Source organism: Mucilaginibacter sp. P1_D10 (assembly GCF_056406215.1).
Map to the genome: position 1 here is coordinate 294,260 of NZ_JBFUAP010000004.1, position 24,744 is coordinate 319,003.

The 24,744-nt window shown below is 46.3% G+C and carries 22 protein-coding genes and 4 tRNA genes; 13 read left to right on the plus strand and 13 right to left on the minus strand.

Annotated features, from left to right (window positions below; translation table 11 throughout):
• The first annotated feature begins 3 nt into the window (after positions 1-3).
• Entirely contained in the window at positions 4-483 is a 480-nt protein-coding gene (locus AC1DYT_RS08030; RefSeq protein WP_477469112.1) for an SRPBCC family protein, read from the plus strand.
• On the opposite strand, the gene AC1DYT_RS08035 is transcribed toward AC1DYT_RS08030, so the two are convergent.
• A complete protein-coding gene (locus tag AC1DYT_RS08035) occupies positions 458-1,357 on the minus strand; it encodes an MOSC domain-containing protein (protein ID WP_477469113.1) in 900 nt (299 codons plus the stop codon). The two genes, AC1DYT_RS08030 and AC1DYT_RS08035, sit on opposite strands and share 26 nt — an antisense overlap.
• Positions 1,358-1,835: 478 nt before the next feature.
• Here AC1DYT_RS08035 and AC1DYT_RS08040 point away from each other — a divergent pair, with 478 nt between their 5' ends.
• Positions 1,836-3,545 carry a GMC oxidoreductase gene (locus tag AC1DYT_RS08040; protein ID WP_477469114.1) on the plus strand — a complete coding sequence of 570 codons (1,710 nt, stop codon included), beginning with the start codon at positions 1,836-1,838 and terminating at the stop codon, positions 3,543-3,545.
• A gap of 101 nt (positions 3,546-3,646) precedes the next feature.
• On the opposite strand, the gene AC1DYT_RS08045 is transcribed toward AC1DYT_RS08040, so the two are convergent.
• From AC1DYT_RS08045 to AC1DYT_RS08075, 7 genes are all read right to left on the minus strand, one after another.
• A tRNA-Gly gene (locus AC1DYT_RS08045) sits at positions 3,647-3,718 on the minus strand.
• 156 nt (positions 3,719-3,874) lie between these two features.
• Positions 3,875-4,531 carry a DUF2306 domain-containing protein gene (locus tag AC1DYT_RS08050; protein ID WP_477469115.1) on the minus strand — a complete coding sequence of 219 codons (657 nt, stop codon included), beginning with the start codon at positions 4,529-4,531 and terminating at the stop codon, positions 3,875-3,877.
• A 74-nt stretch (positions 4,532-4,605) separates the two neighbouring features.
• Entirely contained in the window at positions 4,606-5,754 is a 1,149-nt protein-coding gene (locus tag AC1DYT_RS08055; protein WP_477469116.1) for a helix-turn-helix domain-containing protein, read from the minus strand.
• A 173-nt stretch (positions 5,755-5,927) separates the two neighbouring features.
• Positions 5,928-6,000, minus strand: a tRNA-Gly gene (locus tag AC1DYT_RS08060).
• Positions 6,001-6,052: 52 nt separating this feature from the next.
• Positions 6,053-6,137: transfer RNA gene (locus AC1DYT_RS08065), tRNA-Leu, on the minus strand.
• A 69-nt stretch (positions 6,138-6,206) separates the two neighbouring features.
• Positions 6,207-6,279, minus strand: a tRNA-Gly gene (locus AC1DYT_RS08070).
• A 122-nt stretch (positions 6,280-6,401) separates the two neighbouring features.
• A complete protein-coding gene (locus AC1DYT_RS08075) occupies positions 6,402-6,884 on the minus strand; it encodes a regulatory protein RecX (RefSeq protein ID WP_477469117.1) in 483 nt (160 codons plus the stop codon).
• 57 nt (positions 6,885-6,941) lie between these two features.
• Between AC1DYT_RS08075 and AC1DYT_RS08080 the strand changes: the two genes are divergently transcribed.
• Positions 6,942-9,407, plus strand: coding sequence for a bifunctional UDP-N-acetylmuramoyl-tripeptide:D-alanyl-D-alanine ligase/alanine racemase (locus tag AC1DYT_RS08080; protein WP_477469118.1), 2,466 nt, complete (start codon positions 6,942-6,944; stop codon positions 9,405-9,407).
• A gap of 14 nt (positions 9,408-9,421) precedes the next feature.
• Positions 9,422-10,015 carry a DUF502 domain-containing protein gene (locus tag AC1DYT_RS08085; protein WP_477469119.1) on the plus strand — a complete coding sequence of 198 codons (594 nt, stop codon included), beginning with the start codon at positions 9,422-9,424 and terminating at the stop codon, positions 10,013-10,015.
• Here AC1DYT_RS08085 and AC1DYT_RS08090 read toward each other — a convergent pair.
• From AC1DYT_RS08090 to AC1DYT_RS08105, 4 genes are all read right to left on the minus strand, one after another.
• Positions 9,999-11,270, minus strand: coding sequence for a TCR/Tet family MFS transporter (locus tag AC1DYT_RS08090; RefSeq protein ID WP_477469120.1), 1,272 nt, complete (start codon positions 11,268-11,270; stop codon positions 9,999-10,001). The genes AC1DYT_RS08085 and AC1DYT_RS08090 overlap by 17 nt on opposite strands.
• Before the next feature lie 54 nt (positions 11,271-11,324).
• Positions 11,325-12,587 carry a TCR/Tet family MFS transporter gene (locus AC1DYT_RS08095; protein WP_477469121.1) on the minus strand — a complete coding sequence of 421 codons (1,263 nt, stop codon included), beginning with the start codon at positions 12,585-12,587 and terminating at the stop codon, positions 11,325-11,327.
• Between the two features lie 221 nt (positions 12,588-12,808).
• The gene (locus tag AC1DYT_RS08100) at positions 12,809-13,516 is read right to left on the minus strand and encodes an LOG family protein (RefSeq protein ID WP_477458913.1); all 708 of its coding nucleotides are present in this window, start codon (positions 13,514-13,516) and stop codon (positions 12,809-12,811) included.
• A 128-nt stretch (positions 13,517-13,644) separates the two neighbouring features.
• The gene (locus tag AC1DYT_RS08105) at positions 13,645-15,144 is read right to left on the minus strand and encodes a sodium:solute symporter (protein ID WP_477469122.1); all 1,500 of its coding nucleotides are present in this window, start codon (positions 15,142-15,144) and stop codon (positions 13,645-13,647) included.
• A gap of 287 nt (positions 15,145-15,431) precedes the next feature.
• On the opposite strand from AC1DYT_RS08105, the gene AC1DYT_RS08110 reads away from it, so the two are divergent.
• The 3 genes from AC1DYT_RS08110 (at position 15,432) to AC1DYT_RS08120 (ending at position 18,308) form a co-directional block, all read left to right on the plus strand.
• Positions 15,432-15,902: a hypothetical protein gene (locus tag AC1DYT_RS08110; protein WP_477469123.1), complete on the plus strand. Its 471-nt coding sequence runs from the start codon at positions 15,432-15,434 to the stop codon at positions 15,900-15,902.
• Between the two features lie 85 nt (positions 15,903-15,987).
• Positions 15,988-16,416 (plus strand): DUF1801 domain-containing protein, encoded by a 429-nt coding sequence (locus AC1DYT_RS08115; RefSeq protein WP_477469124.1) that lies wholly within the window; start codon positions 15,988-15,990, stop codon positions 16,414-16,416.
• Positions 16,417-16,514: 98 nt separating this feature from the next.
• Positions 16,515-18,308, plus strand: a complete 1,794-nt coding sequence (locus AC1DYT_RS08120) for a 7TM diverse intracellular signaling domain-containing protein (protein ID WP_477469125.1) — start codon at positions 16,515-16,517, stop codon at positions 18,306-18,308.
• Positions 18,309-18,360: 52 nt separating this feature from the next.
• Here AC1DYT_RS08120 and AC1DYT_RS08125 read toward each other — a convergent pair whose 3' ends face one another.
• A complete protein-coding gene (locus AC1DYT_RS08125) occupies positions 18,361-18,837 on the minus strand; it encodes a hypothetical protein (RefSeq protein ID WP_477469126.1) in 477 nt (158 codons plus the stop codon).
• Positions 18,838-19,085: 248 nt separating this feature from the next.
• Between AC1DYT_RS08125 and AC1DYT_RS08130 the strand changes: the two genes are divergently transcribed.
• The 6 genes from AC1DYT_RS08130 to AC1DYT_RS08155 all read left to right on the plus strand — a co-directional run bounded on the left by AC1DYT_RS08130 (position 19,086) and on the right by AC1DYT_RS08155 (position 24,715).
• On the plus strand, positions 19,086-19,517 hold the full coding sequence (locus AC1DYT_RS08130) for an OsmC family protein (protein ID WP_477469127.1): 432 nt from the start codon (positions 19,086-19,088) through the stop codon (positions 19,515-19,517).
• Between the two features lie 18 nt (positions 19,518-19,535).
• On the plus strand, positions 19,536-20,717 hold the full coding sequence (locus AC1DYT_RS08135; protein ID WP_477469128.1) for a trans-sulfuration enzyme family protein: 1,182 nt from the start codon (positions 19,536-19,538) through the stop codon (positions 20,715-20,717).
• Between the two features lie 7 nt (positions 20,718-20,724).
• On the plus strand, positions 20,725-21,564 hold the full coding sequence (locus AC1DYT_RS08140) for a maleylpyruvate isomerase N-terminal domain-containing protein (RefSeq protein WP_477469129.1): 840 nt from the start codon (positions 20,725-20,727) through the stop codon (positions 21,562-21,564).
• A gap of 57 nt (positions 21,565-21,621) precedes the next feature.
• Positions 21,622-22,719 (plus strand): toxin-antitoxin system YwqK family antitoxin, encoded by a 1,098-nt coding sequence (locus tag AC1DYT_RS08145; RefSeq protein ID WP_477469130.1) that lies wholly within the window; start codon positions 21,622-21,624, stop codon positions 22,717-22,719.
• 259 nt (positions 22,720-22,978) lie between these two features.
• Positions 22,979-24,346 (plus strand): OmpA family protein, encoded by a 1,368-nt coding sequence (locus AC1DYT_RS08150; protein ID WP_477469131.1) that lies wholly within the window; start codon positions 22,979-22,981, stop codon positions 24,344-24,346.
• Between the two features lie 189 nt (positions 24,347-24,535).
• Positions 24,536-24,715: a hypothetical protein gene (locus AC1DYT_RS08155; protein ID WP_477469132.1), complete on the plus strand. Its 180-nt coding sequence runs from the start codon at positions 24,536-24,538 to the stop codon at positions 24,713-24,715.
• The last annotated feature ends 29 nt before the right edge of the window (positions 24,716-24,744 follow it).

The window sequence follows — 24,744 nt, forward strand, 5'->3', positions numbered from 1 at the left end:
GTAATGGCTATTATTAAATTAACCACCAAGATAAAAGCGCCCGTTGCGGCATGTTTCGATTTATCACGCAGTATAGATTTGCACGTCAACTCTATGCAGCACACCAAAGAGAAAGCCGTCGCCGGCAAAACCTCGGGCCTTATCGGCTTAAATGATTGGGTAACCTGGCAGGCGAAGCATTTCGGCCTGAAACTGAACATGACCATCCGCATCAGCGAATTCGCCGCCAACGACTACTTTATAGACGAAATCGTAAAAGGCCCGTTCAAAGTATTGCGCCACCTGCATCAGTTTAAACAGGCCGGTAGCTACACCATCATGACGGATGAGTTTATTTTTAAATCGCCACTTGGAATTTTGGGGAGGCTGGTGGATAAGTTGATTATGGAAAGATATATGACCCGCCTGCTGCAAAAGCGCAACCGGGTAATAAAGCAGGCCGCGGAACGGCAGGTGCCTAGGCCTGTTCCGGCTTCCTTATAAAAAACCTTTCCTCATCGTGCAGTTCCAGAACGTTTAGTTCATCGCCCACGTTTAATATGCCGATACCGCTGTGTACCAAATTTTGCCCGAAATATATCTTATTATTCTTTAGCCGGTATTTGGCCAGCGTCTTTAGCGGCTCTTTACCTTTAGTAGCATTATCCTGATCTACCGTGGTCATTACGCAACGGGCGCAGAGTTTTACACCATACATATTTATCCGGTTTATCACGATGTGCTTCATGGTATCCTCACTATAGGGCTCGCCGCCTGTGAAAACGATATTCGGACGGAAACGGTCGATCGGCAGGGCGGCGGGCATACGACTGTTCAAATCATCCAGCGAAGCCTGGCCGATGACGAGCATAGGGTACCCGTCAGAAAAAGACGTAACCATTCCCTCGTTGGTGTATCTCGGGTCGGTTGGGCGCAGGCTACTGTCCGGCATATAAACCAGCCTTGCAGACATCCCCAGTTTGGCGGTAAACCATGCATCTATTTCGGCGCTTACCAATTGAGCGGTACAGGTATCGTCCCAAATGGTTACCTCCACCAATTCTTCGGTTTGTGGGATGAAGGGAATGTTGATGGACGTGCCGTCGGGCGTATAACTTACCCGTAATCTACCTGCCTCCAACGAAGTCTTTAGTAAAGCCATCTGTATATTCTCGCGTTGGGAGAGGAAGCGATTCTTCTCGTCAATCAGCATCCAGCGGCGATCGCGCTGCAGGCCACGGTCGGTAAGGTGCGCACTGTCCAGCGGAATGCCGCCTAAAGATTTGACGGGGTAGATGAAAAGTGCGCTTACCTGTAGCATGCCGCAAAAATAAAACTTTGGTTGTGGAAAGTGCTTGCCATAGGGTAATTTTAACACGATTAAAGGATTTTGAGGTTATTCTGGATTCTTTCTGAACTTTGATTTTCCTGAAATAAAGCAGGGGTATCCTTAAATCCCGTGAATCATGGTTCAGAAAAATGCGATAGGGATAGGAGCGGAAACCCCGGAATGTAGTGCTGCTTCTATCAGCAGCACGTAATGAGGAGTTGGAGTGGATAACCCGGGCCGAAGGCATCGCCATAAGAATTTGTCTGAATCAGGATTTTGTCTGAATCACAATTTCAAGAATTAAAGAATCTTCAGAAAATTAAAACAATGCATTTCCCTTTGCATCTCCCACTAACCACTAACCACTAACCACTAACCACTAACCACTAACCACTAACCACTAACCACTAACCACTAACCACTAACCTCCAACCCTACAATCGTTTGCAATTTCAATTATTAATCTATAAACTTGTTTTCCCAATATATAGCCGCCGGCATTTTTACCGGCCAAAACCTAAAAAACATGTTATTAGACGCACCGAACTTAAATCTTAAGGCCAATGCCGGCAATACTTATGATGCAATTGTGATTGGCTCGGGTATTAGCGGTGGCTGGGCCGCTAAAGAACTTACCGAACGTGGCCTAAAAACCATTATGCTGGAGCGCGGGCGCAACTTCGAACATATAAAAGACTATAAAACTGCGAATAACAATCCCTGGGATTTTGAGCATCGGGGTAATGTAACGCAGGCACAACGCAACCGCCGGCCCGTGATTTCGCGTAACTGGGGTGCCCAGGAAGCTGTGATGGATTACTGGGTTGATGAGCAGGAAGCACCCTTTACCGAAATAAAACCCTTTAACTGGTGGCGAAGTTACCAGTTGGGAGGGCGGTCTATACTTTGGGGCAGGCAAAGCTACCGCTGGAGCGATTTCGACTTCGAAGCCAACGCTAAAGATGGTTGGGCTATCGACTGGCCCATTCGCTACAAGGATATAGCCCCCTGGTACACCCATGCCGAAAAATTTGCAGGCATCAGTGGCTCTATGGAGGGCCTGCCGCAATTGCCCGATGGCCACTTTCTGCCGCCCATGGATATGAACTGGATAGAAAAAGACGTTGCCGCCAGCATCAAAAAGAAATTCGGCCGGGATATGATTATTGGCAGGGTGGCAAACTTAACGGCTGCTATCCCCGGGCGCAATAAATGTGAATTCCGTAACCGATGCTGGGAGGGATGCCCCTTTGGCGGGTATTTTAGCACGCAATCATCTACCTTGCCGGCGGCACTGGCTACGGGTAACCTAACCGTGCGCCCGCAAAGTATAGTAACCCAAATATTGTACGATAAAGACAGCAAACGCGCCAAAGGCGTGGAAATTTTGGATGTCGAAACCAACAAAACGTACCAGTTTTTTGCCAAAGTTGTTTTTGTGAATGCTTCGGCTTTGAATAGCGCCTGGGTGTTGATGAATTCGGCTACCGATATATGGCCCGATGGCCTGGGCAGCAGCAGCGGCGAACTGGGCCATAATATCATGGATCACCACTACAACCTGGGCGCAAGCGGCATTATGGAGGGCTACGAGGATAAATATTACTATGGCCGCCGCGCCAACGGTATCTACTTAAGCCGTTTTGCCAACCTGTTTGGCGACAAACGCGATTACCTGCGTGGCTTCGGCTACCAGGGTGGGGCAAGCAGGCAGGGTTGGAGTCGCGAAATTGCAGAATTGAACATAGGCGCCCAGTATAAAGACGCACTATCGGAACCAGGGCAATGGCAAATGGGCCTGGCCGGGTTTGGTGAACTGCTGCCTTACCACGAGAACAAAATAACCCTGGATAAAGAAAACAAAGACAAATGGGGCCTACCAACCCTGGCCATGGATGCCGAGATAAAAGAGAACGAGAAGAAAATGCGCGTGGACATCGTAAACGAGGCCAAGGTCATGCTGGAAATGGCAGGGGTGAAGAACATAGAAACGCATGACCACGGGCACAACGTTGGCGACGGCATACACGAGATGGGAACTGCCCGCATGGGCCACGACCCGAAAACATCGGTACTCAACAAAAACAACCAGGTTTGGGATGCGATGAACGTATTTGTAACCGATGGTGCCTGCATGACTTCCGCCGCTTGCCAAAACCCATCGCTAACCTATATGGCCTTAACTGCCCGCGCAGCAAACTTTGCCGCAGATGAGTTGAAGAAAGGGAATATTTAGTGGTTGGAGATTAAGGATTGAAAGCTTTTGATCTCTGAAGAAGCGGAGTTTGGGTGGTGCCCAAACAAAAAAATCCCTCCGGGTTAGGGGAGGGATTTCAGAGCGAAAGACGAGATTCGAACTCGCGACCCCGACCTTGGCAAGGTCGTGCTCTACCAACTGAGCTAATTCGCATTGGTATTCATTTTAACAAAAAACCCGATACGGGCTTGTATCAGGCTTTTGTACTCCAAGCGATGCAAATATCCGAACGGTTTTTGGAATACATAAAGAATTTAGAGGTGATCGCATAAAATGAGGTAGGTGACGGGAAGATTATCCAATCGTTTTTAAATTAATGTTAACATATTTTTTTTGTTGGGAACAGCTATCATAAAACAGATTGCGGCTAATGTTCCTAAAATGGATGGGATAAACTGGCTATAAGGTTGATACTGCGGGAAAACCGTTCCCGAAAAAGCAGATAACAAGCCGGTAAAAGCACTCACCATTTTTAAAATATGTTCATATATCCATAGGTTTCCATATATTTTGGCTGGTATAAAGTACCTGCCAAGATCGTACACGATCATCAAAAATAACCAGCCCACCGTACTGTAAATAATTACGGGCGACCATATCATCCCTATAGATTTAAAATAATAAAGGAAGTATGATACAGATATTAATGCTAGCAGGCATACGATTATGTCAATAAACATAAGGCTATTTGACTTTGCTTTGATTATCCGATAGCCGGAAAATGCCTGGTAACCACTCAATACCGTTATCACCAGCAGAAAAGTATTTCTTCCGAATACAAACACCCCAATTAATCCGGTTATAATAACAACACCCATCAGGATCAGAAATAATCGCCCTGTTAACCTGTGTAACTTTTTCCCTTTGCTTGTAATAATCGCCATTAAACCGACAACTAATGCTGACGAACCTGCTGCGATGTGTACCGCGATATTAATTTTGTGAATAACTGAAAGACTTTCCATTGCTTATTTTTTTAACAAAAGAAAGTCTAATACAGATGGCAATCGTCCGGAAAGGTAGGGAAAGACTCGTAAATTCAGGAACTAACCGCGTTTCTGTATTGCAAAGGTGTTTGGCCCGTAGTTTCCTTAAAAATTTTATTGAAAGAAGACTTTGAGCGAAAGCCCGAATCGTAAGCAATTCCCAATATCGAATAAGCGGCCAATGCAGGGTCTTTAAATTTATCTTTAACGGCCTCTACCCGATAGCCGTTTATAAAATTAAAAAAATTGGAACCAGACTTTTGATTAATAACTTGCGAAAGCTGGTTTGACGTGATCCCCAATTTACCTGCAAGCATAGCAAGGCTCAGGTCATCTTTCAAAAAGGGTTTCTCTTTACTCATATGAAGTTTTAAACGCATAAAAATTTGCGCTGCCTTTTCATCGCTCAGCCCCGAATTTTTATAGTTTACTACTATGATGTCTTCATTAATATCTTCCTGCAGTGATACATCGCTGTTAAATACTGCATCCTGGTGCAGACCACAGAACCCGATAAAAAAAACATAAATTGTAAGAACGGCCCCAACAACTGCAAAAAGATTAGGGTAACCAACAAGCCCGTAACTAACCCCATATTTGATAAATAGAAATAACCCTATAAAAAGAATAAGCAGCGAAACAACGATCCATTTTAACCAGTTCAGGTTTATTTTTTCTGTATAGGAATAATTGTCCGGCAGTCTTTTTTGATGCCTTAAAAGTACAAGAAAGCTTAAAACAGTGTAGTATCCAGGAATAATTGCCAGTAGAGCGGTTAAGAAATAGCTGATGCCCGAATTTAATGTATTGCTGAAATGCGGGACCCCGTCTTTCAAATACAGGTCACCAGCTTTAGCGTAATAAAGGAAAAAAGCTATGCAGGTAAAAATCACGAATGGCAACAAATGGATCAATATGTTTTTCCATTTAAAACCTGCTCCAATAGATAAGGAACGAATATAGAAATAAAGTACCGGGGAATTAGCTAAAGGCAGGGAGAAACCTAACAATTGTAAACAGCCCGGAAAAATTGGGGTTGTAGATAGGTTATCGTAATAAAAGCCTAATTGTAGTGAAATAGTCCCCATCCATACCATTAATATCCAGTCGCTATCCGAATTTTTAGGCTTATTCTTTAGCAAAAGGATGAAAAATAAGCTATTAATAGCACCGGTTAATATTAACGATCTAAGCAGATTCATTTCAAAAATCCAAATTAGTTAAAATAGCTTATAATCCCTGGTCAAACTTTATAGAATGGGTATAAAAAACTATTCATTTTAGGTCCTGCGTGCCTACCAGTTCCGCCATTTGAGCGGTGCTACTCGGATTTTCCCTCAAACAAAAAATCCCTCCGGGATGGGAGGGATTTCAGAGCGAAAGACGAGATTCGAACTCGCGACCCCGACCTTGGCAAGGTCGTGCTCTACCAACTGAGCTACTTTCGCGTCGGTATTCATTTTAACAAAAAACCCGATACGGGCATGTATCAGGCTTTTGTACTCAGAGCGGGAATCGAACCCGCACTCCGTTTACGGGAACAGGATTTTAAGTCCTGCGTGTCTACCAGTTCCACCATCTGAGCAGGCGTATTTGCCGGTTTTATCCGGACTAACCTCCTAACAATAAATCCCTTCGGGCGGGAAGGGATTTGAGCGAAAGACGAGATTCGAACTCGCGACCCCGACCTTGGCAAGGTCGTGCTCTACCAACTGAGCTACTTTCGCATTGGTATTTCCCCTTAAACTAAGCTTTGATTTTTCGTCGCTGCCTATCTCGTTTGCGGGAGTGCAAATATAGACAGAATTGCACGTTCTGCAAGGAAAAATTCAACTTTTTTAAAAGTTTTTCATAACTCGCTGTTTTTCAAAACCTCTGCCGCAAGCTCGGTTTCAAAACCACGGCTAAAGGCATACTGTTGCAATTTATAAAGCTTTTTTTGCGCGTTTGGCTCGACAACGGTGCCTGCTTTCTTTTCCAGCAGGCGGGTAAGCGTGTCCATATAATCATTAAGGTTGATGCCTTGCAACGCATTTTTGATAAGTACCGGCGATACGTTTTTTTGTTTGAGCCCCTGTTTTATCTTAATGCGGCCCCAACCTTTTTGGTTGAATTTGCCTCGCGTATAAGCATGCGCAAAACGCTCCTCGTTCAGGTAATTCTCTTCTATCAACCGGCTGATGATGTTTTCTACAGCAGTGATATAAAGTCCCCATTCGTACAGTTTATCGCGTACTTCTTGTTGTGAGCGTTCCTGGTAGGCGCAGTAATGCTCGGCCTTTTTTAGTCCTAGGGTTTCGTCTGTTATCTTTGCTTTTTTTGGGGCATCCATCAAAACCAAAATTCGTTAAAATTCTTCTATTCATAGAAATATAAGCAAATTCGTATCATGCAAAATAGTTATCCTATCAGCCAGGTTAAGGCAATCATCGGGGCAGCAGGCGAAATAATTGAGGATAACGACATCAGCGTTTTGCTTACCGATAGCCGACGCATTACCAACCCGTCGTCATCGTTGTTTTTTGCCTTAAGCGACAGGCGCAACGGCCACGAATTCATTGCCGATGCTTATACGGCAGGCGTGCGCAATTTTGTGGTGCAGCAGCAAATGGATGTAATGATGCCCGATGCTAACTTCCTGCTGGTAGCCAACGCCCTTATAGCTTTGCAAACGCTGGCGGCGCATCATCGTAATGAGTTCGATTTACCGGTAATAGGCATTACGGGCAGCAATGGCAAAACCATAGTAAAGGAATGGCTGTACCAGTTGCTCTGCCCCGAAAAGAATATCGTGCGAAACCCAAAGAGCTATAATTCGCAAATAGGCGTGCCGCTCTCTGTATGGCAGATAAGCGAGGCGCACACCCTTGGCATCTTCGAGGCGGGCATATCTACCACCGGCGAAATGGAGCGGCTCGAAGCGATAATAAAGCCCACTGTTGGGGTATTGACGCACATGGGGACCGCACATGATGAAGGCTTTGCCTCGCCTGCCGAAAAGCTGAAGGAAAAGCTTAAACTCTTCAAAGCTTGTGGCTTATTGATATACAACTACGAAATATTGCTCGACCACCAAAGCGAGCTGGAAGTGCCCGAACGTTTCACCTGGAGTCGGAAATTCAAACAGGCTGATTTATACGTTTTCAGCGAGACCGCCATATCCGGCAAATATTATTTGCGGGCTACCTATATGGGAAAGGAGATCGAATGCCTGATCCCCTTTAGGGACGAGGCTTCCATCGAAAACGCGATCACCTGCTGGGGCACTATGCTGGCCATGGGCTACAGCCCCGCCGATGCCGACGACCGTATAGAACGCCTTAATGCCGTTAGTATGCGGCTGGAATTGAAGCAGGGCCTGAACGATTGCTCCATCATCGACGATTCGTATAACTCGGATATCCAGTCGCTGGAGATTGCCCTTAACTTTTTGGGGCAGCAAAACCAGCATTATAAAAAAACGGTCATCCTGTCTGATATCTACCAATCGGGCCTACAAAAAGACGAACTGTACAAGCAGGTGGCCCAGCTGATAAAAGATAAAAGGATAGAGCGCTTCATCGGCGTAGGGGCTGACTTAACAGCTTACAAAAAGTACTTCAACTTGTATGAAGCGCATTTTTATGCCGATACTGTCGCCTTGCTGCAGGATTTAGGCAGCCTCCATTTCCGCGAGGAAACCATCCTGATAAAAGGCTCGCGCAGCTTCGAGTTCGAGCGGATAAGCCGTGCTTTGGGCCAAAAGGCGCACGAAACCGTACTGGAGATAAACCTGAACACGCTGTTAGGCAACCTGAACTATTACAAGGCCAAGCTAAAGCCCGGCGTAAAGGTGATGGCCATGGTAAAAGCATTTTCGTACGGTAGCGGCACGTTCGAAGTGGCCAATATGCTGCAATACAACAAGGTAGATTACCTTGCCGTGGCCTATACCGACGAGGGGATAGCCCTGCGCGAGGGCGGCATATCGCTACCCGTAGTGGTGCTTAACCCGGGGCCGTTGGCCTATGATAAACTCACCGCCTACAAGCTGGAACCCGAGATATACAGTTTTACCCTGCTGGATGAATTCGTGAAGTACGCGCAGGAAAACGAAATCGTAAACTATCCCATCCATATTAAAATTGATACGGGCATGCACCGCCTGGGTTTCGAGGATTACGAGATAGAAACCCTTTGCGATTTGCTGGAGGTGAATAAATACGTAAAGGTGAAATCTATATTCTCGCACCTGGCTGCGAGCGATAACGAACAACACGACCTGTTTACACTGAAACAGATAGGCGCTTTCGAGAAAGCCTTTAAACAGATAGAGGAAGCGATAGGCTACACCGCTCTCAAGCACATCAGCAATACATCGGGCATTACCCGCTGGCCAACCGCGCAGTATGATATGGTGCGCCTGGGTATAGGCCTATATGGCGTTGACGCCGCTGTACCTGCCGACGATGCCGGCTTAAGGCCGGTAGCCACACTCAAAACCACGGTATCGCAGGTGAAAAAGGTGCCTGCTAACGACACTATTGGCTACAACCGCAACGGCAGCCTAAAAAAGGACGGTACCATAGCTACCGTGCGCATCGGCTATGCCGACGGCTACCTGCGGGCGTTCGGCAATGGGGTAGGGCGCATGCTGGTTAACGGCGTGCTGGTGCCCACTGTGGGCAATGTATCTATGGATATGTGCATGCTCGATATCAGCGAGGTTGCCGGCGACGTGCGCGAGGGCGACGAAGTAATCGTTTTCGACGCGCAGCAGCGCATAGAACAGCTTGCCAGCCAAATAGGCACCATCCCCTACGAAATTTTAACAAATATTTCACAACGCGTAAAACGGGTGTACTTTTACGAATAGCGTATATTTGTGGCATGAAAAGGTTATTCGGTGCCCTGTTGAACTATTTCGTGAAAGGTTTATTGATCGTTGTGCCTTTGGGCGCTGCGTTTTTCCTGGTTTTTTGGGCGGTATCTAAAGTAGATAACTTACTAAACCTCAGCGCGGAGCTTTGGGTAGATAAGGCAGGCAAACCCATTTATATCCCAGGGTTGGGCATCCTGAACGTACTGGTCATTATCCTGGTGGCCGGTATCCTGGTTACCAACGTCATAACCGACCCGATAAAGAACTGGTTCCGCCGATGGCTGAACCGCCTGCCCATATTCAAATTCCTGTATTCCTCAATCAAGGATCTTACCGAGGCTTTCGTAGGGGAGGAGAAAAAGTTCAACGAGCCTGTTTTGGTGGAAGTGAACGAGTTCGGCCTTAAGAAGATTGGTTTTTTGGTGCAAAAGGATATGGCTACTATAGGTTTGCCGGGCGAGGTTGCCGTTTATTTCCCCTGGTCGTACTCCTTTGCGGGACAGGTTATTATCATCTCTGCCGAAAAGGTGAAGCCTATCGATAAGAGCGCTGGCGACATCATGAAATTCGTTATCTCCGGCGGCGTTAGTGGGTTGGATTAGCGGCGTTCTGCGCCAATAACTTCGGGTCTTTCTTCTTGAAACTCCTGATGGTTAATATAATGGCCAATCCCATCATTATAGCACCCAATAAGAACGGCGCTCCCGGAAAATAGACCTTTGATTCGTTGGTGGTGAAACGATGGAAAATGCTGGTCATCATCAAAGGACCTATAATGGTAGTCAGACTAACTAAACTAGTTAACGCTCCTTGCAATTCCCCTTGTTCTTTTGGCGAAACATGTTCGGATATAAAGCCTTGCATGGCCGTACCGCCAATGCCACCTATGCAATAGGGTATCATGAATGCGTACATCAGCCAGGGAGTATTGTTAAAAGATATGAGTATCAATCCGATACCATAGCAGGTAATTCCGGCCAGTATGTTTTTTCTTAATCCGAACTTTGGTATGGTCCATCTTACCAGCCCGCCCTGTACGCCAACAATAAGCAAGCCCAAGAAAATCCCGAGCGCGCCGATGCTGGTTTCCGTCCATTTAAATTTTTCTACTACATAAAATGGAAGTACGCTTTCTACTGCCTTTTGCCCGATGTAGACAATGGTATAGGCCGTTATCAAAGTACTTACAGCCATTGAATGATTCTTTAAACTTAATAGGGAACCAATAGGATTAGCGCGTTTGATATGGAACCTGCGGCGATTTCTGAGGTCGAGCGATTCGGGCAATACAAAGAAACCATATACAGCATTGATAAAAGCAAGCCCGGCTGCAACAAAAAATGGCAGCCTGATGAATATACCGCCTAAAAAGCCGCCGAGCCCTATCCCTAAAATAAAGCCGAGGCCGGTAGCCGCGCCTATCAACCCAAAATTGGCTGCACGTTTATGGCCGGTACTTACATCAGAGATGTAGGCTGTTGCCGTAGTTGTGCTTGCGCCCGCTACCCCGGCTATAAAACGCCCAATGAACAGCCAGAATATGGATGGTGCAAAGCCCATGAAAAGATAATCGATACCGAAGCCGAAGAGACTGATTAATAATACCGGGCGACGGCCGTAATGGTCGCTTAGGTTGCCAAGGATAGGCGCGCACACAAACTGCATGGTGGCATAAGTGAACGTTAGCCACCCGCTGTATTGGCTGGCCATGCTCACGCCTACATGACCTAATTTTTCCAGCAGGGTAGGGAGTATGGGGATAATGATACCCAACCCCATAGTATCAATGAGCACCGTAACAAATATGAACCCCAATGCGCCGCGTCCTTTGTTCGGTTTTTCCTGTATATCTGCCATGTGTGTATTGCTTAAAACAGATAAATTGCGAAAAGTTTTATCGGCATATGATAATTAATGGGCTGCAACGTCAATAGGTGCGGCATTTTTGCTTTCGCGTGCTCTTCTAAAGCTTAAAACAGCCAACATAGTGCTTAAAAACATGAGCACACCGCCCGCAAAGAATGCCGCCCCCGGGAAGTGGATAGGTGCATTTTTGCTTGTGAAAAATGAGAATAAATTAGTCATCATAAGCGGGCCTACTATGGAGGTTACGCTCATCAGGCTGGTTAAGCCTCCTTGTAATTCGCCCTGTTCGTTAGGCGGTATTTGTCCGCTGATGAGACCCTGCAATGCAGGGCCGGCAATACCGCCGAGGCAGTAAATCGCCAAAATGGCAAACATCATCCAGCTTTGGCCGGCGAAGGCAAAAAGGAATAAACCCAACGTGTACAAGAACAAACCGTAAATAATACTTTTCTTTTGTCCCAGTTTAGGAATGGTTACCCGGATAAGCAGGCCCTGAACCAAACCGGACAATACGCCAACCAAACCAAGCGACAAACCCACAATCGATTCCGTCCAATGGAAACGTTGCATGGTGAAAAATGTCCAGGTGCTTTGTACGGCATGCGCAGCAACATAAATCAATATTAGCGAAGCAATAAGGCCGCTTACCGCAGGGTACTTTTTTAGTTGCATTAGCGAGCCTACCGGGTTGGCCCTGCGCCATTCAAACGGGCGGCGATGTGCTTTATCTAAAGACTCGGGAAGGACAAAATAACCGTAAGCTGCGTTGATCAGTGCCAGCGCACCAGCGGTTAGAAAAGGTAGTTTGGTGCTGTATTGCCCTAATAAACCGCCTAATACCGGACCTATGATAAAACCAAGGCCAAAAGCTGCGCCGATGATGCCAAAATTTTGTGCGCGCTTTTCGGGCGGGCTTACGTCGGCAATATACGCCGATGCTGTGGTAAAACTAGCGCCGGTGATACCCGCTATAATGCGGCCTACAAACAGCCACCAAATAGTGGGGGCAAATGCCAGGAAAGCGTAATCTGCAGCAAAACCAAGCAGCGAGCCTAAGAGTATCGGCCTTCGGCCATACTTATCGCTTAGGTTACCCAACACAGGTGCAAATAAGAATTGCATCACCGAATAGGCAAACAACAGCCATCCACTCCATCGCGCAGCAGCGCTTAAATCGCCATGGATGAGGTGTTCGATCAGTTTGGGGAATACAGGGATAATGATACCAAAGCCTGTGATATCGATAAGCAGGGTGACGAAAATAAAGCCTAAGGCTGCAGGTCTCTTGGTTTGGGCTGAAGCGTCCATACCGTAAAGATGTGAAATTAACACGAATTGCACGAATTAATTCGAATTTCACAAATTGAGGACGAACTAATTAACACCGATTTTACCACAAAGAACACAAAGAATTGCATATTGGTTTGCGCAAAGGGCACAAAGCTATGCGCACTTAATTTAAAAAATCTTTGTGCTCTTTGTGTTTTTTACTTTGTGCCCTTTGTGGTTAAATAGCCACGAAACCAATTTTAAAAGTTCGGTTTCAACACATACTTGTCGTAGAACCTGAAGATATGTTCTGCTGCTTCCTCAGCGGTATCCACTACGCGGTACAGGTTTAGGTCGTCTTTGCTGATGTTGTGCTCTTCTTCCAACATGCGTTCTTCCACCCATTTGAACAGGCCGCCCCAATAGTCCTTACCCACGAAAACGATAGGGAAGCGGGCTATCTTGCCGGTTTGTATCAGCGTAATGGCCTCGAAGGATTCGTCCATAGTGCCGAAGCCGCCGGGCAGGATGATAAAGCCCTGCGAGTATTTCATGAACATTACCTTGCGGATAAAGAAGTAATCGAACTCCAGTATCTTATCCCTGTCGATGTAACGGTTGTGGAACTGCTCGAAGGGTAGCTCGATATTCAAGCCCACCGATTTACCGCCCGCTTCATAAGCGCCTTTGTTGGCCGCCTCCATAATACCAGGGCCGCCGCCGGATATTACACCGTAGCCACGCTCGGTAAGCAGACGGGCGGTATCTTCGGCCAGTTTGTAGAACTTGTTTTCGTTTTTAGTACGTGCCGAACCGAAGATGGATACGCATGGGCCTATCTTGGCCAGTTTCTCAAAGCCGTCTACGAATTCGGCCATTATCTTGAATATCTGCCAGGAATCGGTAACCTTTATTTCCTGCCAGTTCTTGTTCTCGAATGCTTGTCTTATTTTATCCTCACTTGTCATAACTATATTTTAATACGGAAAGCAGCATTTATTAACAATCAAACCTGCCCTCCAAAAATTTTGGAAAGTTCGAAAGTTAGCAAATGGTTTTGATAGTACAATACATAGGCGCATTAGTTTTGATTGACCTATACTTCGGCAAGCTTAGCCGATGGCGATACCGTTTTCCTGCTCGAACTCAGCCACAACCCCAGGAAGGTAATCAGTCCGTTCACGATGATGAGCTCGTTATCGAAAACGTAACCACCCAGGAGTTCTTTGCTTTCGGTACTCAAAAAGAAGCATATCGCCGGGGATATCAAACAAATAAAAGGCACCAGCTTATCTTTCACCTGCCGGCTGCTTACGAATAAGCCGAACGAGTACAGGCCAAGCAAAGGCCCGTAGGTGTAGGATGCCACCTTGAAAATCGCTCCAACCACAGCATCGTTGTTGATGGCGTTGAAGATGATAATGGTCAAAAACATCAGGCCCGAGAAGGCGATGTGCACCCAATGGCGAGCGGCTATGTTCTTCTTGCTGTTCACATCGGCCTTTTTGTTGAAATCCAGAAAATCTACGCAAAAGGAAGTGGTCAATGCCGTTAGGGCCGAATCTGTTGTGGCGAAAGTTGCTGCCGTAAGGCCCAGCATAAACACCATTCCGGGTACAACCCCCAGGTATTTAAGGGCGATGGTAGGGTAGAGGTAGTCGGTTTTTTCTACGGTGATGCCGTAGCGCTGCGCGTAGATATACAGCAATGCACCAACGCTCAGGAAGAAGATATTGATGACCACGAATACAGCTGTAAAGCTGAACATGTTCTTTTGCGCCTCTTTGATGTTCTTGAGGCTTAGGTTCTTCTGCATTAGGTCCTGATCCAGCCCCGTCATGCCGATGGTGATAAATACGCCACCCAGGAATTGCTTGGTAAGATGGAATTTGCTGCCCACGAAATCGGTAAGGAAGAAGATTTTGGAGTAACTACTGTTTTTGATGGCTTCGGCAGCTTCGAACAGGTCATAGTTGAGGCTGCGGCAGATAAAGAATATCGACAGGAAAACCGACGATACCAGGAAAAAGGTTTGCAGGCTATCGGTGATGATGATGGTCTTTAAACCTCCTTTAAAGGTATAGCTCCAGATGAGCAGTAGGGATATGAGTACCGTAACCGCAAACGGAATATTGTAATGATCGAAGATGAATTTCTGCAGCACGATAACCACCAGGTACAGCCGGAACGACGAGCCGATGGTACGGCTAAGCAGGAAAATCCCAGCCGCAGTTTTATAGCTCCAGGTGCCCAGGGCATGCTCTATATAACTGTAAATAGAGGTTAGCTTCATGCGGTAATACAGGGGAAGCAGCACGGTAGCGATGATGATGAAGCCCACTGCATTTCCCAGCACGAACTGGAAATAGGCGAACTGGTCTCCACTTACTGCGCCTACCTTGCCGGGTACCGAGATAAAAGTAACGCCGCTAAGGGCGGTACCGATCATACCGAAGGCTACCAGGTACCATTTGGAGTTGCGGTTAGCTACAAAAAAGGCATCGTTGCTGGAAGCGTTTTTTGAGGTAAGGTGCGATATCACCAGCAACACTAAAAAGTAACCTATGATAAATGTGAGCAATATTGCAGGAGCCATGGCTTTTTCTGTTTTTTCCGAATGTAGGTGTTTTAAGGTATACTAAGCAAATTATTGATTTGGATTTGGTGCCTGGTCGCACAAACATCGAGACAGTGTTTCGCAGGTGTTTCACTTCCGGCCAAAAAGTCTTTCACACTCGCGAAGCGAAACACGGTGCATGAACCGATGCCTACACGAGGCGGTCACAATAATTTAATACCCTCCCCCCCCCAAAAAAAAAAAATAATAATAAAATGGCCTGTTGCGAAGGGGGCAGCGTTTACGTATATAAAAAAAACACCGTCATGAAACCAGCCATCGCTATCCGTTATTGCCTGCTGTTGGCCGTGCTCATACTGGTTATCAGTTCCTGTAAGAAATCCGGTAGTACGCCAACCAACCTTATAGGTACCTGGAACGAACCCCCAAACCCGGCAGGTTATGGCCGCAGTGTATCCTTTGGGGCCGACGGGAGCTTCAACGCTATATTTGTCGCCTATCCCCGTCCCGATGGTGCCGGGGGAGTATCGGTACGCTCTACCACAACTTTCAAGGGTACTTTTACCGTGAAGCGCGACAGCTTGCTTACCCATATCAGCACCATGTCGGTACAAGAGGATGCCGGTACCCCGGTGGTTACCCCATCAACCCAAAAACTTTTCGAATACGCCACGTATAAGTTAAATAACAACCAACTCACCATCAATTACACCACGTACCCGGCAGATGCGCCGGTGCCTACCCACGTTAATTACACAAAGGCGGCTTCTAATTAACACTTTATTACGTTTTGCTGGTTTGGCAATTTGGCCCGCTTATGTCTTTGATTAAGAGCTGCTAATAAATATATTAGCCTTTAATATGAAAGCCGCCAAATCAAAAACCGAAGTATTGGCTGATACGCCCGGCGTGGATGCCCTGGTGCAAGGGCTTGACCACCCGCTTAAAGATGTTTTGCAGTCGCTTCGCCAGGTGATACTGGCTGCCGATAGCCAGATAGGCGAACATGTGAAATGGAACGCGCCAAGCTTTCTTTACATAGGGGAGATGCCCCCCTTTAACCCTAAGGAATACAAACGGTATATCATCGTATCCAACTTTTTCAGAAAAGACTGCATCCGTCTGGTGTTTCCAAGCGGGGCAAAAGTTAACGACACCAGCGGCTTTTTGGAGGGCGATTATGACGATGGCCGCCGCCTTGCACATTTCTATAGCCTCGAAGATGTGGTGGCCAAAGAGGGTACATTGCAGCAAATCATCAGAACCTGGCTGTCCCTATTGGAAAAGTAAATCGGATTTATCGCATCTTTGGTATTGATTATTTTTTTATCAAAAAACCAAAATACCCGGCGCCATACGCACAGACTAATTCAGGATCGCAATTAACGATGAAGATATACTTTCTATACGGTACATATGCTGCGCGAAAATGCGCTTCCCTCTTATCGGCTATGCTGTTGTTTTTTCTTTCTGCCGGCTTTGCACAAAACCGCGATACGCTCAACAATGTATCGCCCTATATTATCAACCAATACACCGTACTGCCCGATGCGAATTATAGCATAGATAAGGTAGCAACTGATGTCGGCCTGCAATTTAAGCAAGACTCGCTACGGGCGCCGGTGGCCAATTACTACTGGGTTAAGCTAAGTATATTCAATCCATATCCCAATAACGAAATGTACAGGTTGTCGCTTGCTAACAGGGGCCTTAACTTTACGTTTTACCAATATAATCCCGCAAGCAAAAAATGGGAGGGGAGCGCAGTCGGTTTAAACGCAAAGGACAAACGGCGACGGCTGGGTGCCATAGCCTGCTTGCTGCAAAAACACGCAGAAAACATCTTCTACATCAAGATAGCACTTACCGATGAAAAACCATTTGGTTATGTAGCGAAGCCCGAAATTAAACTGGAAAAAGAAGTAGCCTTCGCCGCCGATGAGCTTTTTATCAAACTATGTTACCTGGCCTGTTGCATAGTTATTATCAGTTTTGCGGGGTATAACCTGTATGTTTACTTCCAGCTGCATGATAAAACATACTTGTATTATGTAATTGTGCAATTTGGTGCGCTGATATTCTTTACAGCCGACAAGTTTTTTTTCAATGTGTTGCTACCTATCCGCGTTTACAACGTAAACGTTACGTCCGATCAAAAACTGTACTTTTTCGATGTGAATAATTTTCTCTTGCATGTTGCGGTAATCGTTATTTTTTGCGGGTTTATACAGTTTACGCGCGCTTACCTGCGCACCAAAAAAACTATGCCATTGTACGATAAGGTGCTTCGGGGGCTTTCATATACGTACTTTTTTCTCGAAGCCATCCCCATATCAATCACTATTTCGGGCATCTATTTCATTGATATAGTCCCTGCCGCTAACGTTTTTATTATCATCATCGCGGTTGCCTGCCTTGTAACGGGCATCGTAGCTTATCGAAAAAAGGTGCCTGCGGCAAGTCATTTTTTAGCGGCCCATTTCTTGCCGGTTTTGTTCGTAGCGGGCTCTTCGGCGTTTATACTGATGTATGGGAGGGGGAGCACGCTGTTGCCCGAGATTGCCATTCTATCGCAGATACTTACTTTTGCCGTGGCCCTGGTTGCCCGCGTAAAGCTCATTAATGAGGATTTGAAAGCGAAAGCCATACAGGCTATACAATTAGAGGCCGATGTTACCGTGGCCGAGTACAAACGTTTGCTTGCCGAGGGCGAAAACAAAAACATTACGCTTACAATGGAGCTTGAACGCGAAAAAAATGAGCAGCTGCAGCAACGCCTGGAGGCCAACCAGCGCGAGTTGGTGGGCAATAGCCTGTACATACATCAAAAAAATAAAGTACTTGCAGATCTGACTACCCAAATGCAGGATATGCAAGCCATGAACCCCAGCGTAAGTAACGAAGCGATAAAGAACATACACGCATCGTTAAAGGGTGCTCAGCATGTAGACGATGGATGGGATAAGTTTAAGATACACTTTGAGCAAGTGCGCCCCAGTTTTTTTGATAACCTGCAAACCGCGTATCCAACGCTCACCAGGCACGAACAAAGGCTGTACGCATACTATCATATTAACCTGTCTACCAAAGAGATAGCCGCGTTGCTTAATATTACCCCGGCAAGCGTGAGGCAGGCTAAAGCCCGGCTCAATAAAAAGATGAATTTGGTGAGTGGTGAGTAAAGAGCCGAAGCAATTTCATTAAGCCAGGGAGTTAACCAAATTTTAATGTCGACTAATTATACGCTGTTATTGCCTTGTCCGAAACAATCTGTATATCATACACCCTGCGCAAAGGGTTATACGGCACAGCATCATTCACCATTACATAAATACTTCCCAAATCTTTTACGGTGTAGGCCTGTACATCGGCAGTGCTGGTAGTTTTGTTGAGGTAGTCGGCTATGGAGTTGTATATAAGGTTGTACTGCTGCAGTTCGTTGGTTTCTATTTCAATAAATAATCGCCTGCCATCTACACGCAGGTTTATGTTATTATAAGTGCCGCCGGGGATAGCCAGCGTGTATTTGCGAGTGTTTTTCTTGAGGTTCTTCTCTGCAAGCGTGTAACCCTTGGAGGTAAAAAAGGTATCGGCCCTGTTGATATTGTTATGTAGCAGGTAGCTGAGGTCATCGTACGATACCAGGTTGCTTTGGGCGGAGCAAGTAAAACAAAAAAACAAGGCTACTGCCGATATGATAGATCTCTTCATGATATATTGAGTGAACACGAATTTCACTAATTAAAAGCACAGTTTATCACTTACCACAGGATTATTACCAAGAGGTTTGTTTTCAAATATTCCGCTGTTGTTAGTGAGAATTCTTCTTAATTCGTGTGGTTCGTGTTCGCTCAACTCGTGTCAATTTAAATTCAACTTTTCGGTAAATCGTGAAATTTATCCTTTTGGTGAAATTCGTGTCCATATCATTATTACCTTAGCAAAATTATTTTAATACCATGCCTACTATAAAATTAGCCCGCATAAGCGGCGAATACGGTTTTGAGGCCCATGACGAATATGGCCACACCGTGCGGATGGACAGCAGCCCCGAAAGCGGCGGCGAAAACTTTGGCGTACGCCCCATGCAAATGTTGCTGATGGGGCTGGGCGGATGCTCGGCCATTGATGTAATTGCCATCCTGCGCAAGCAGCGCCAGAATGTTGTAGACTATGAGATGATTATCAGCGGCGAACGCGAAGCCGGCAAAGAGCCATCACTTTGGCAAACCATCAATTTGGAATTTCATTTATACGGCGAAGTTGACGAGGAAAAGGCCTATAAAGCCGTAGAACTATCGCTTGGCAAATACTGTTCGGTTGCAGCCACGCTTTATAAGGCCGAAGCCGATATCAAATGGCAGGTGTTTGTACATCCTGCTAAATCATAATATACTACTGCAAATAAAATGTCACAAGAATTAGACCCGATAACCAAGGCTATACGCATACGCGCCCCAAAAACATTACAGAACGAGCATTCATCGCCGCTATATTTAACCAGCAGTTTTACTTTCAGCGAGGCTGAAACTATGCGCGCCGCTTTTGCCGATGAGAACGACGAAAATATTTACAGCCGTTTCAGCAACCCAACAGTTGATGAATTTGTGGCCAAGATGTGCGCTCTCGAAGGCTGCGATGATGGTTTTGCCACTTCCACGGGCATGAGTGCCATCTTCAGTACCTTTATGGGGTTGCTGCAAAGCGGCGACCACCTGCTGTGCTGCAGCTCGGTTTTCGGCAGTACGTTTACCATCGTAAACAAATACCTGCCAAGGTACGGCATCACCTGCACGCTTATCCCGGCAAACGATAAAGAAGCCTGGGAAGCGGCCGTACAGCCAAACACCAAAATGCTCTACCTGGAAACGCCTACTAATCCGCAGCTGGAGGTGATAGATTTGGAGTGGGCGGGGCAGTTCAGCAAAAAGCATAACATCATATTTAATGTAGATAACTGCTTTGCCACGCCATTACTGCAACGCCCGGTTGATTTTGGTGCGGATATCATCGTACACTCCGCCACCAAATGGATAGACGGACAGGGTAGGGTGCTGGGCGGCGTAATAGTTGGCCGTAAGGACCTTATTAAAGAAATTTATATGTTTTGCCGCAATACAGGCCCGGCCATGTCGCCTTTTAACGCCTGGGTATTGAGCAAAAGTTTGGAGACATTGGACGTACGGATGGAACGCCACTGCGCTAATGCCCTCAAAATTGCCGAAACATTGCAAAGCAACCCTAACGTAAGCTGGGTAAAATACCCTTTTTTAAAAGGGCACCCGCAGTATGATATCGCCAAAAAGCAAATGAAAGCAGGCGGCGGCGTATTATGCTTCGAAATAAAGGGTGGTGTTGTTGCAGGCCGCAAATTTTTAGATGCGTTGGAACTGCTCTCGGTAACGGCCAACCTGGGCGATAGCCGCAGCATTGCATCGCACCCGGCAAGTACTACACATAGTAAACTAACTGATGCAGAACGCGCTTCGGTGGGCATCACGCCTGGCCTGATACGCATCTCGGCAGGTTTAGAAAAAGCCGAAGATGTAATAAACGATATTGTGCAGGCTTTAGAAAAAAGCATGGCATAAATTAGCTATGGAGCAAGCAATTCCCATACAAACCCTGCATCTTTTCCCGGTGTTGGATAAGTTGTTGCTGGAATTGCTTGCCTCCTTATCTCCGGAAGAATGGCATATGCCTACCGTTGCCAAATTATGGGATGTAAAAGATATTGCCGCGCACTTGCTTGATGGTAACATACGCGCCATTTCCGCGCTTCACGGCTATCAGAGCAATGAACCTCCTCCACAAATAAACAATTACCAGGATTTGGTTGCTTACTTAAACGACTTGAATGCCGTGTGGGTTAAGGCCATGAAAAGAGTTAGCCCTGCCTACCTGATGGCCCAACTGGAAAGTACCGGTGAACAATATATCCAATACCTGCACACGCTACCACCCTTTGCGCCGGCCATGTATTCGGTCGCCTGGGCGGGGGAGGACACCTCGCTCAACTGGTTCCACATTGCAAGGGAATACACCGAAAAATGGCACCACCAGCAGCAGATACGCGACGCAGTGGGTAGGCCCGGTTTGATGTCTAAAGAACTTTTCTATCCAGCGATAGATACTTTTATGTACGCCTTGCCGCATACCTACCGTAACACCCTTGCCGACGAAGGAACCATGGTGAAGGTTACGGTTACCAGCAATGCCGGCGGCGAATGGTACCTGAGACAGACGGCGGATAAATGGACCTTAATGCAATTGCCACCTGTTTACAAAGCCGATGCCTCGGTTATAATAAACCCCGATACCGCCTGGAAACTGTTCACCAAAGCCATAACTCCCGATGCCGCCCGTGCGGCCGCAGTTGTTGAGGGTGATAACCCGCTTGTGGCACCTATATTTGGGATGCTTGCGGTGATGGCGTAAAATTTTTGTCTGCTTGCCGGATATTTTTCTTACCTTTTCTGCACCAAACCCAACACAATGAGGTCCTTTTTTCTATTCGCTCTCTTCTTTTTTATTGTCGGCCCAGTTGCAGCGCAAAGCGATGTTAAACGGAACATCATCTACCACAACCTTGGCAAAGACAGTGTAGCCTTAAGCCTTACCGATAATTACTATTTAACCGAAGATACCTGCGCGGCAATTGTACGGTACGCGCATTTTAATTTCCATACAAAAACGTTCACGGGCAAATTCCGGGATGTGGTTAAAGGTGCTGCCAACGTTGTTTTAGCAGAGGGTAGTTATAATAGTTCGGGCAAAAAAGAAGGGGCCTTTACTGTTTACTATCCAAATGGGAGCCTTTATGCCAAAGGCAATTACAAGAACAATTCTTTCGACGGCAAATGGCAGCTTTTTTACGAGGACGGTAAGCCCCAATTGGTATTTGAAGATAGCCGCGACGGTTATAAGATTTGGGACGCATGGCTGCCGGATGGCACACATACTGTTGAAAACGGCAAAGGTGAATTTACAGTAGACGGAAAGGCAAGCTTTTGGAAAGGTGCTATACTGAATGGCCGACCCGACGGGAACTGGAAACTATATGACACGCAAAGCGACAGGATTTTTGCCACCGAATATTTCGAGCACGGCAAATTCCAGGATGGCACCAGCGATTATTCACGCTACTCAGGTAAAACCCTGATTACTCTGGTGTACACTTATTTCACATTCAAGAATGCCGAAAACATGGTGCCATCGTTCCAGGTATGCCCGGAAGCTCTTGGCGATGATGCGTCCGGCCAGCACATGGCGGCCAACGCCCATTTCGCCCACGGGTCCGATACTTTTATGGAAGACCTCCAGCGCGCAGTTTCTACTTATTTCAACAGCATTACCTACCTGCGCGATAATAGCAGGAACTTTAAGATAGAGGGCGAGATATCCCCCGAAGGGAAGTTCAGCAACATGCACAGCGGCGCAGAAATGGGCCGTGGCATACTCTACCAATTGAAGCTTTTGCCCGCCCTAACACCGGCCACCATTGATGGGAAACCAGTTGCCCAGAAATTCGTAATGTCATTTATTTTCAAAGATGGATTTTATTCCTTCAATTACAATTTGCTGCCTCTTTAAGTAAAAAACCCGAAACTGTATAGCTTTTAATGCATAAACGCCGCCATTTTTAATTTATACGACTATAATTTTCGTTTTCGTGTATTAAAAATACGGCTCTTAGTAACCTGCTATCCGATAGCGCATTAGCTAAGGGGTTTAGCATGGCTATGTATTTAAAGCTTTAGCCTAGCCGCGCTATTTTTTTGTTGGCACTAATGTTGGATGTGCCGGTGCAAGCCTGTTGTATATTATAGCAGGCGATACCAAATCATTCAACATGAAAACAAATCTAAAAAAAGCAACAATGCTGCTTACCGGCCTAATGGTTGGTAGCAAACTGTTTGCCCAATCTCCCGATTCAATCTCAACAAAAAATTACGTACAACCCTTCTCGGGCGGCGACGCTTTCCGTACCTGGTCTATCGGCATCCATGGCGGCGTTTTAACGCCATTTACCATTTTTGGTACTAACGGCAAACAAGATTTTACAACCCCACAGGCCGAATTTGGCTACGGTGGTTATATCAAAAAACAAATATTGCCTTCGTTTGGCCTTCAGGCCGATTTCCTGGCCGGTAAAGTAAAGGGCAAAGATGCCCAACCAAATGGCGCAGGCTTGAGCAGCTTCCAAACAAAAGTGCAATGGTCGGCCGCTTTAAGCGGTAACCTCACCCTGGCCAACATTAACTGGCGCCATAAAAAAGGCGCAATACAGCCATATGCAACCTTTGGTGGTGGTGTTATCAACTACAAACCGGTATTGACTACAGCTGCCGGTGTTTCTACCAACTTCAAAGCGAACGACGAAAGCATCCGCGAGATATTTATCCCGGTTGGTTTAGGTTTAAAATTCAACCTCGGCAGCGGCGTAAACCTGGATATGGGTTACTCTGTAAACTTTGTGGCCAGCGACAACTTCGATGGCTATAATTTTGGCGGCGGCAGTGATAAATTCTCGTACGGGCACATCGGTTTAGAATTTGCCTTGGGCAAAAGCTCAAAACCGCAAATGGCTACCCATAACCCGGTAAACAGTATGCGTACCGAATATTTGTTGCAAGACAAACAAACCAGGGACCAATTGCAAATGCAGATAGATGCAGAAAAAGCTGCTAACGCTAAATTACGCAGCGATTTGGATGCAACTAACGCCAACCTGGCCAAATTTACGGTCGATAGCGATGGCGACGGTGTTGCCGATTTCTACGACAAATGCCCTAACACGCCGGCTGGTCAGAAAGTAGATGGCGCAGGCTGTCCGTTGGCTAAGCCGGAAGTTAAGGTTTACGTAACCGAAGAAGACAAACGCGTGGTGAAAGATGCTATCAATAACCTGGAATTTGATTTGGGTAAAGCTACCATCCGCCCTAAATCGTTCCCGAGCCTGGATAGGGTTGCCAAATTGTTAACTGATAAGAATTTCAGTTTAAAACTAGCCGGCCACACAGATAATACAGGTTCTGATGCTTTGAACTTAAGGTTGTCTAAAGACCGTGCAGAAGCTATCAAAGCTTACCTGGTAAGTCAGGGTGCCAATGCATCGCGTATAGAAGCTACAGGTTACGGCGAAAGCCAGCCTATTGCTACCAACAAAACCCCCGCGGGCCGCCAGGCAAACCGTAGGGTGGAGTTTACGCTCTACTAAGAATAAGACGTTAAGAATCAGGAATCAAGATTCAAGACAATTAAAAACACAGCAGCCCCGGCCATTTGGTTGGGGCTGCTGTGTTTTCAGGCTTGTGGAACAACGCTAACCCTTCCTGTCAAAATTCAAAATTTTAAAACCAAATCCATTGCGGATGCTTTTAGTAATAAGCGATTTAAATATTTCATTATGGCGCAACTGGATGTGCAACGCAAAAAAAAGAGCCCTACCTGGATATGGATTATCCTATTCATTGTCTTAGTGGGTGTGATATTGATGCTTTACGGCGGCTATAATAAGAGCTATCAGCCAGCAGAACTAAAAACCACGCCGGCAGATACCACGGTGAAAGATTCACCGGCGCATTGATTACCTTGTTTTACCTATAAACAATACCA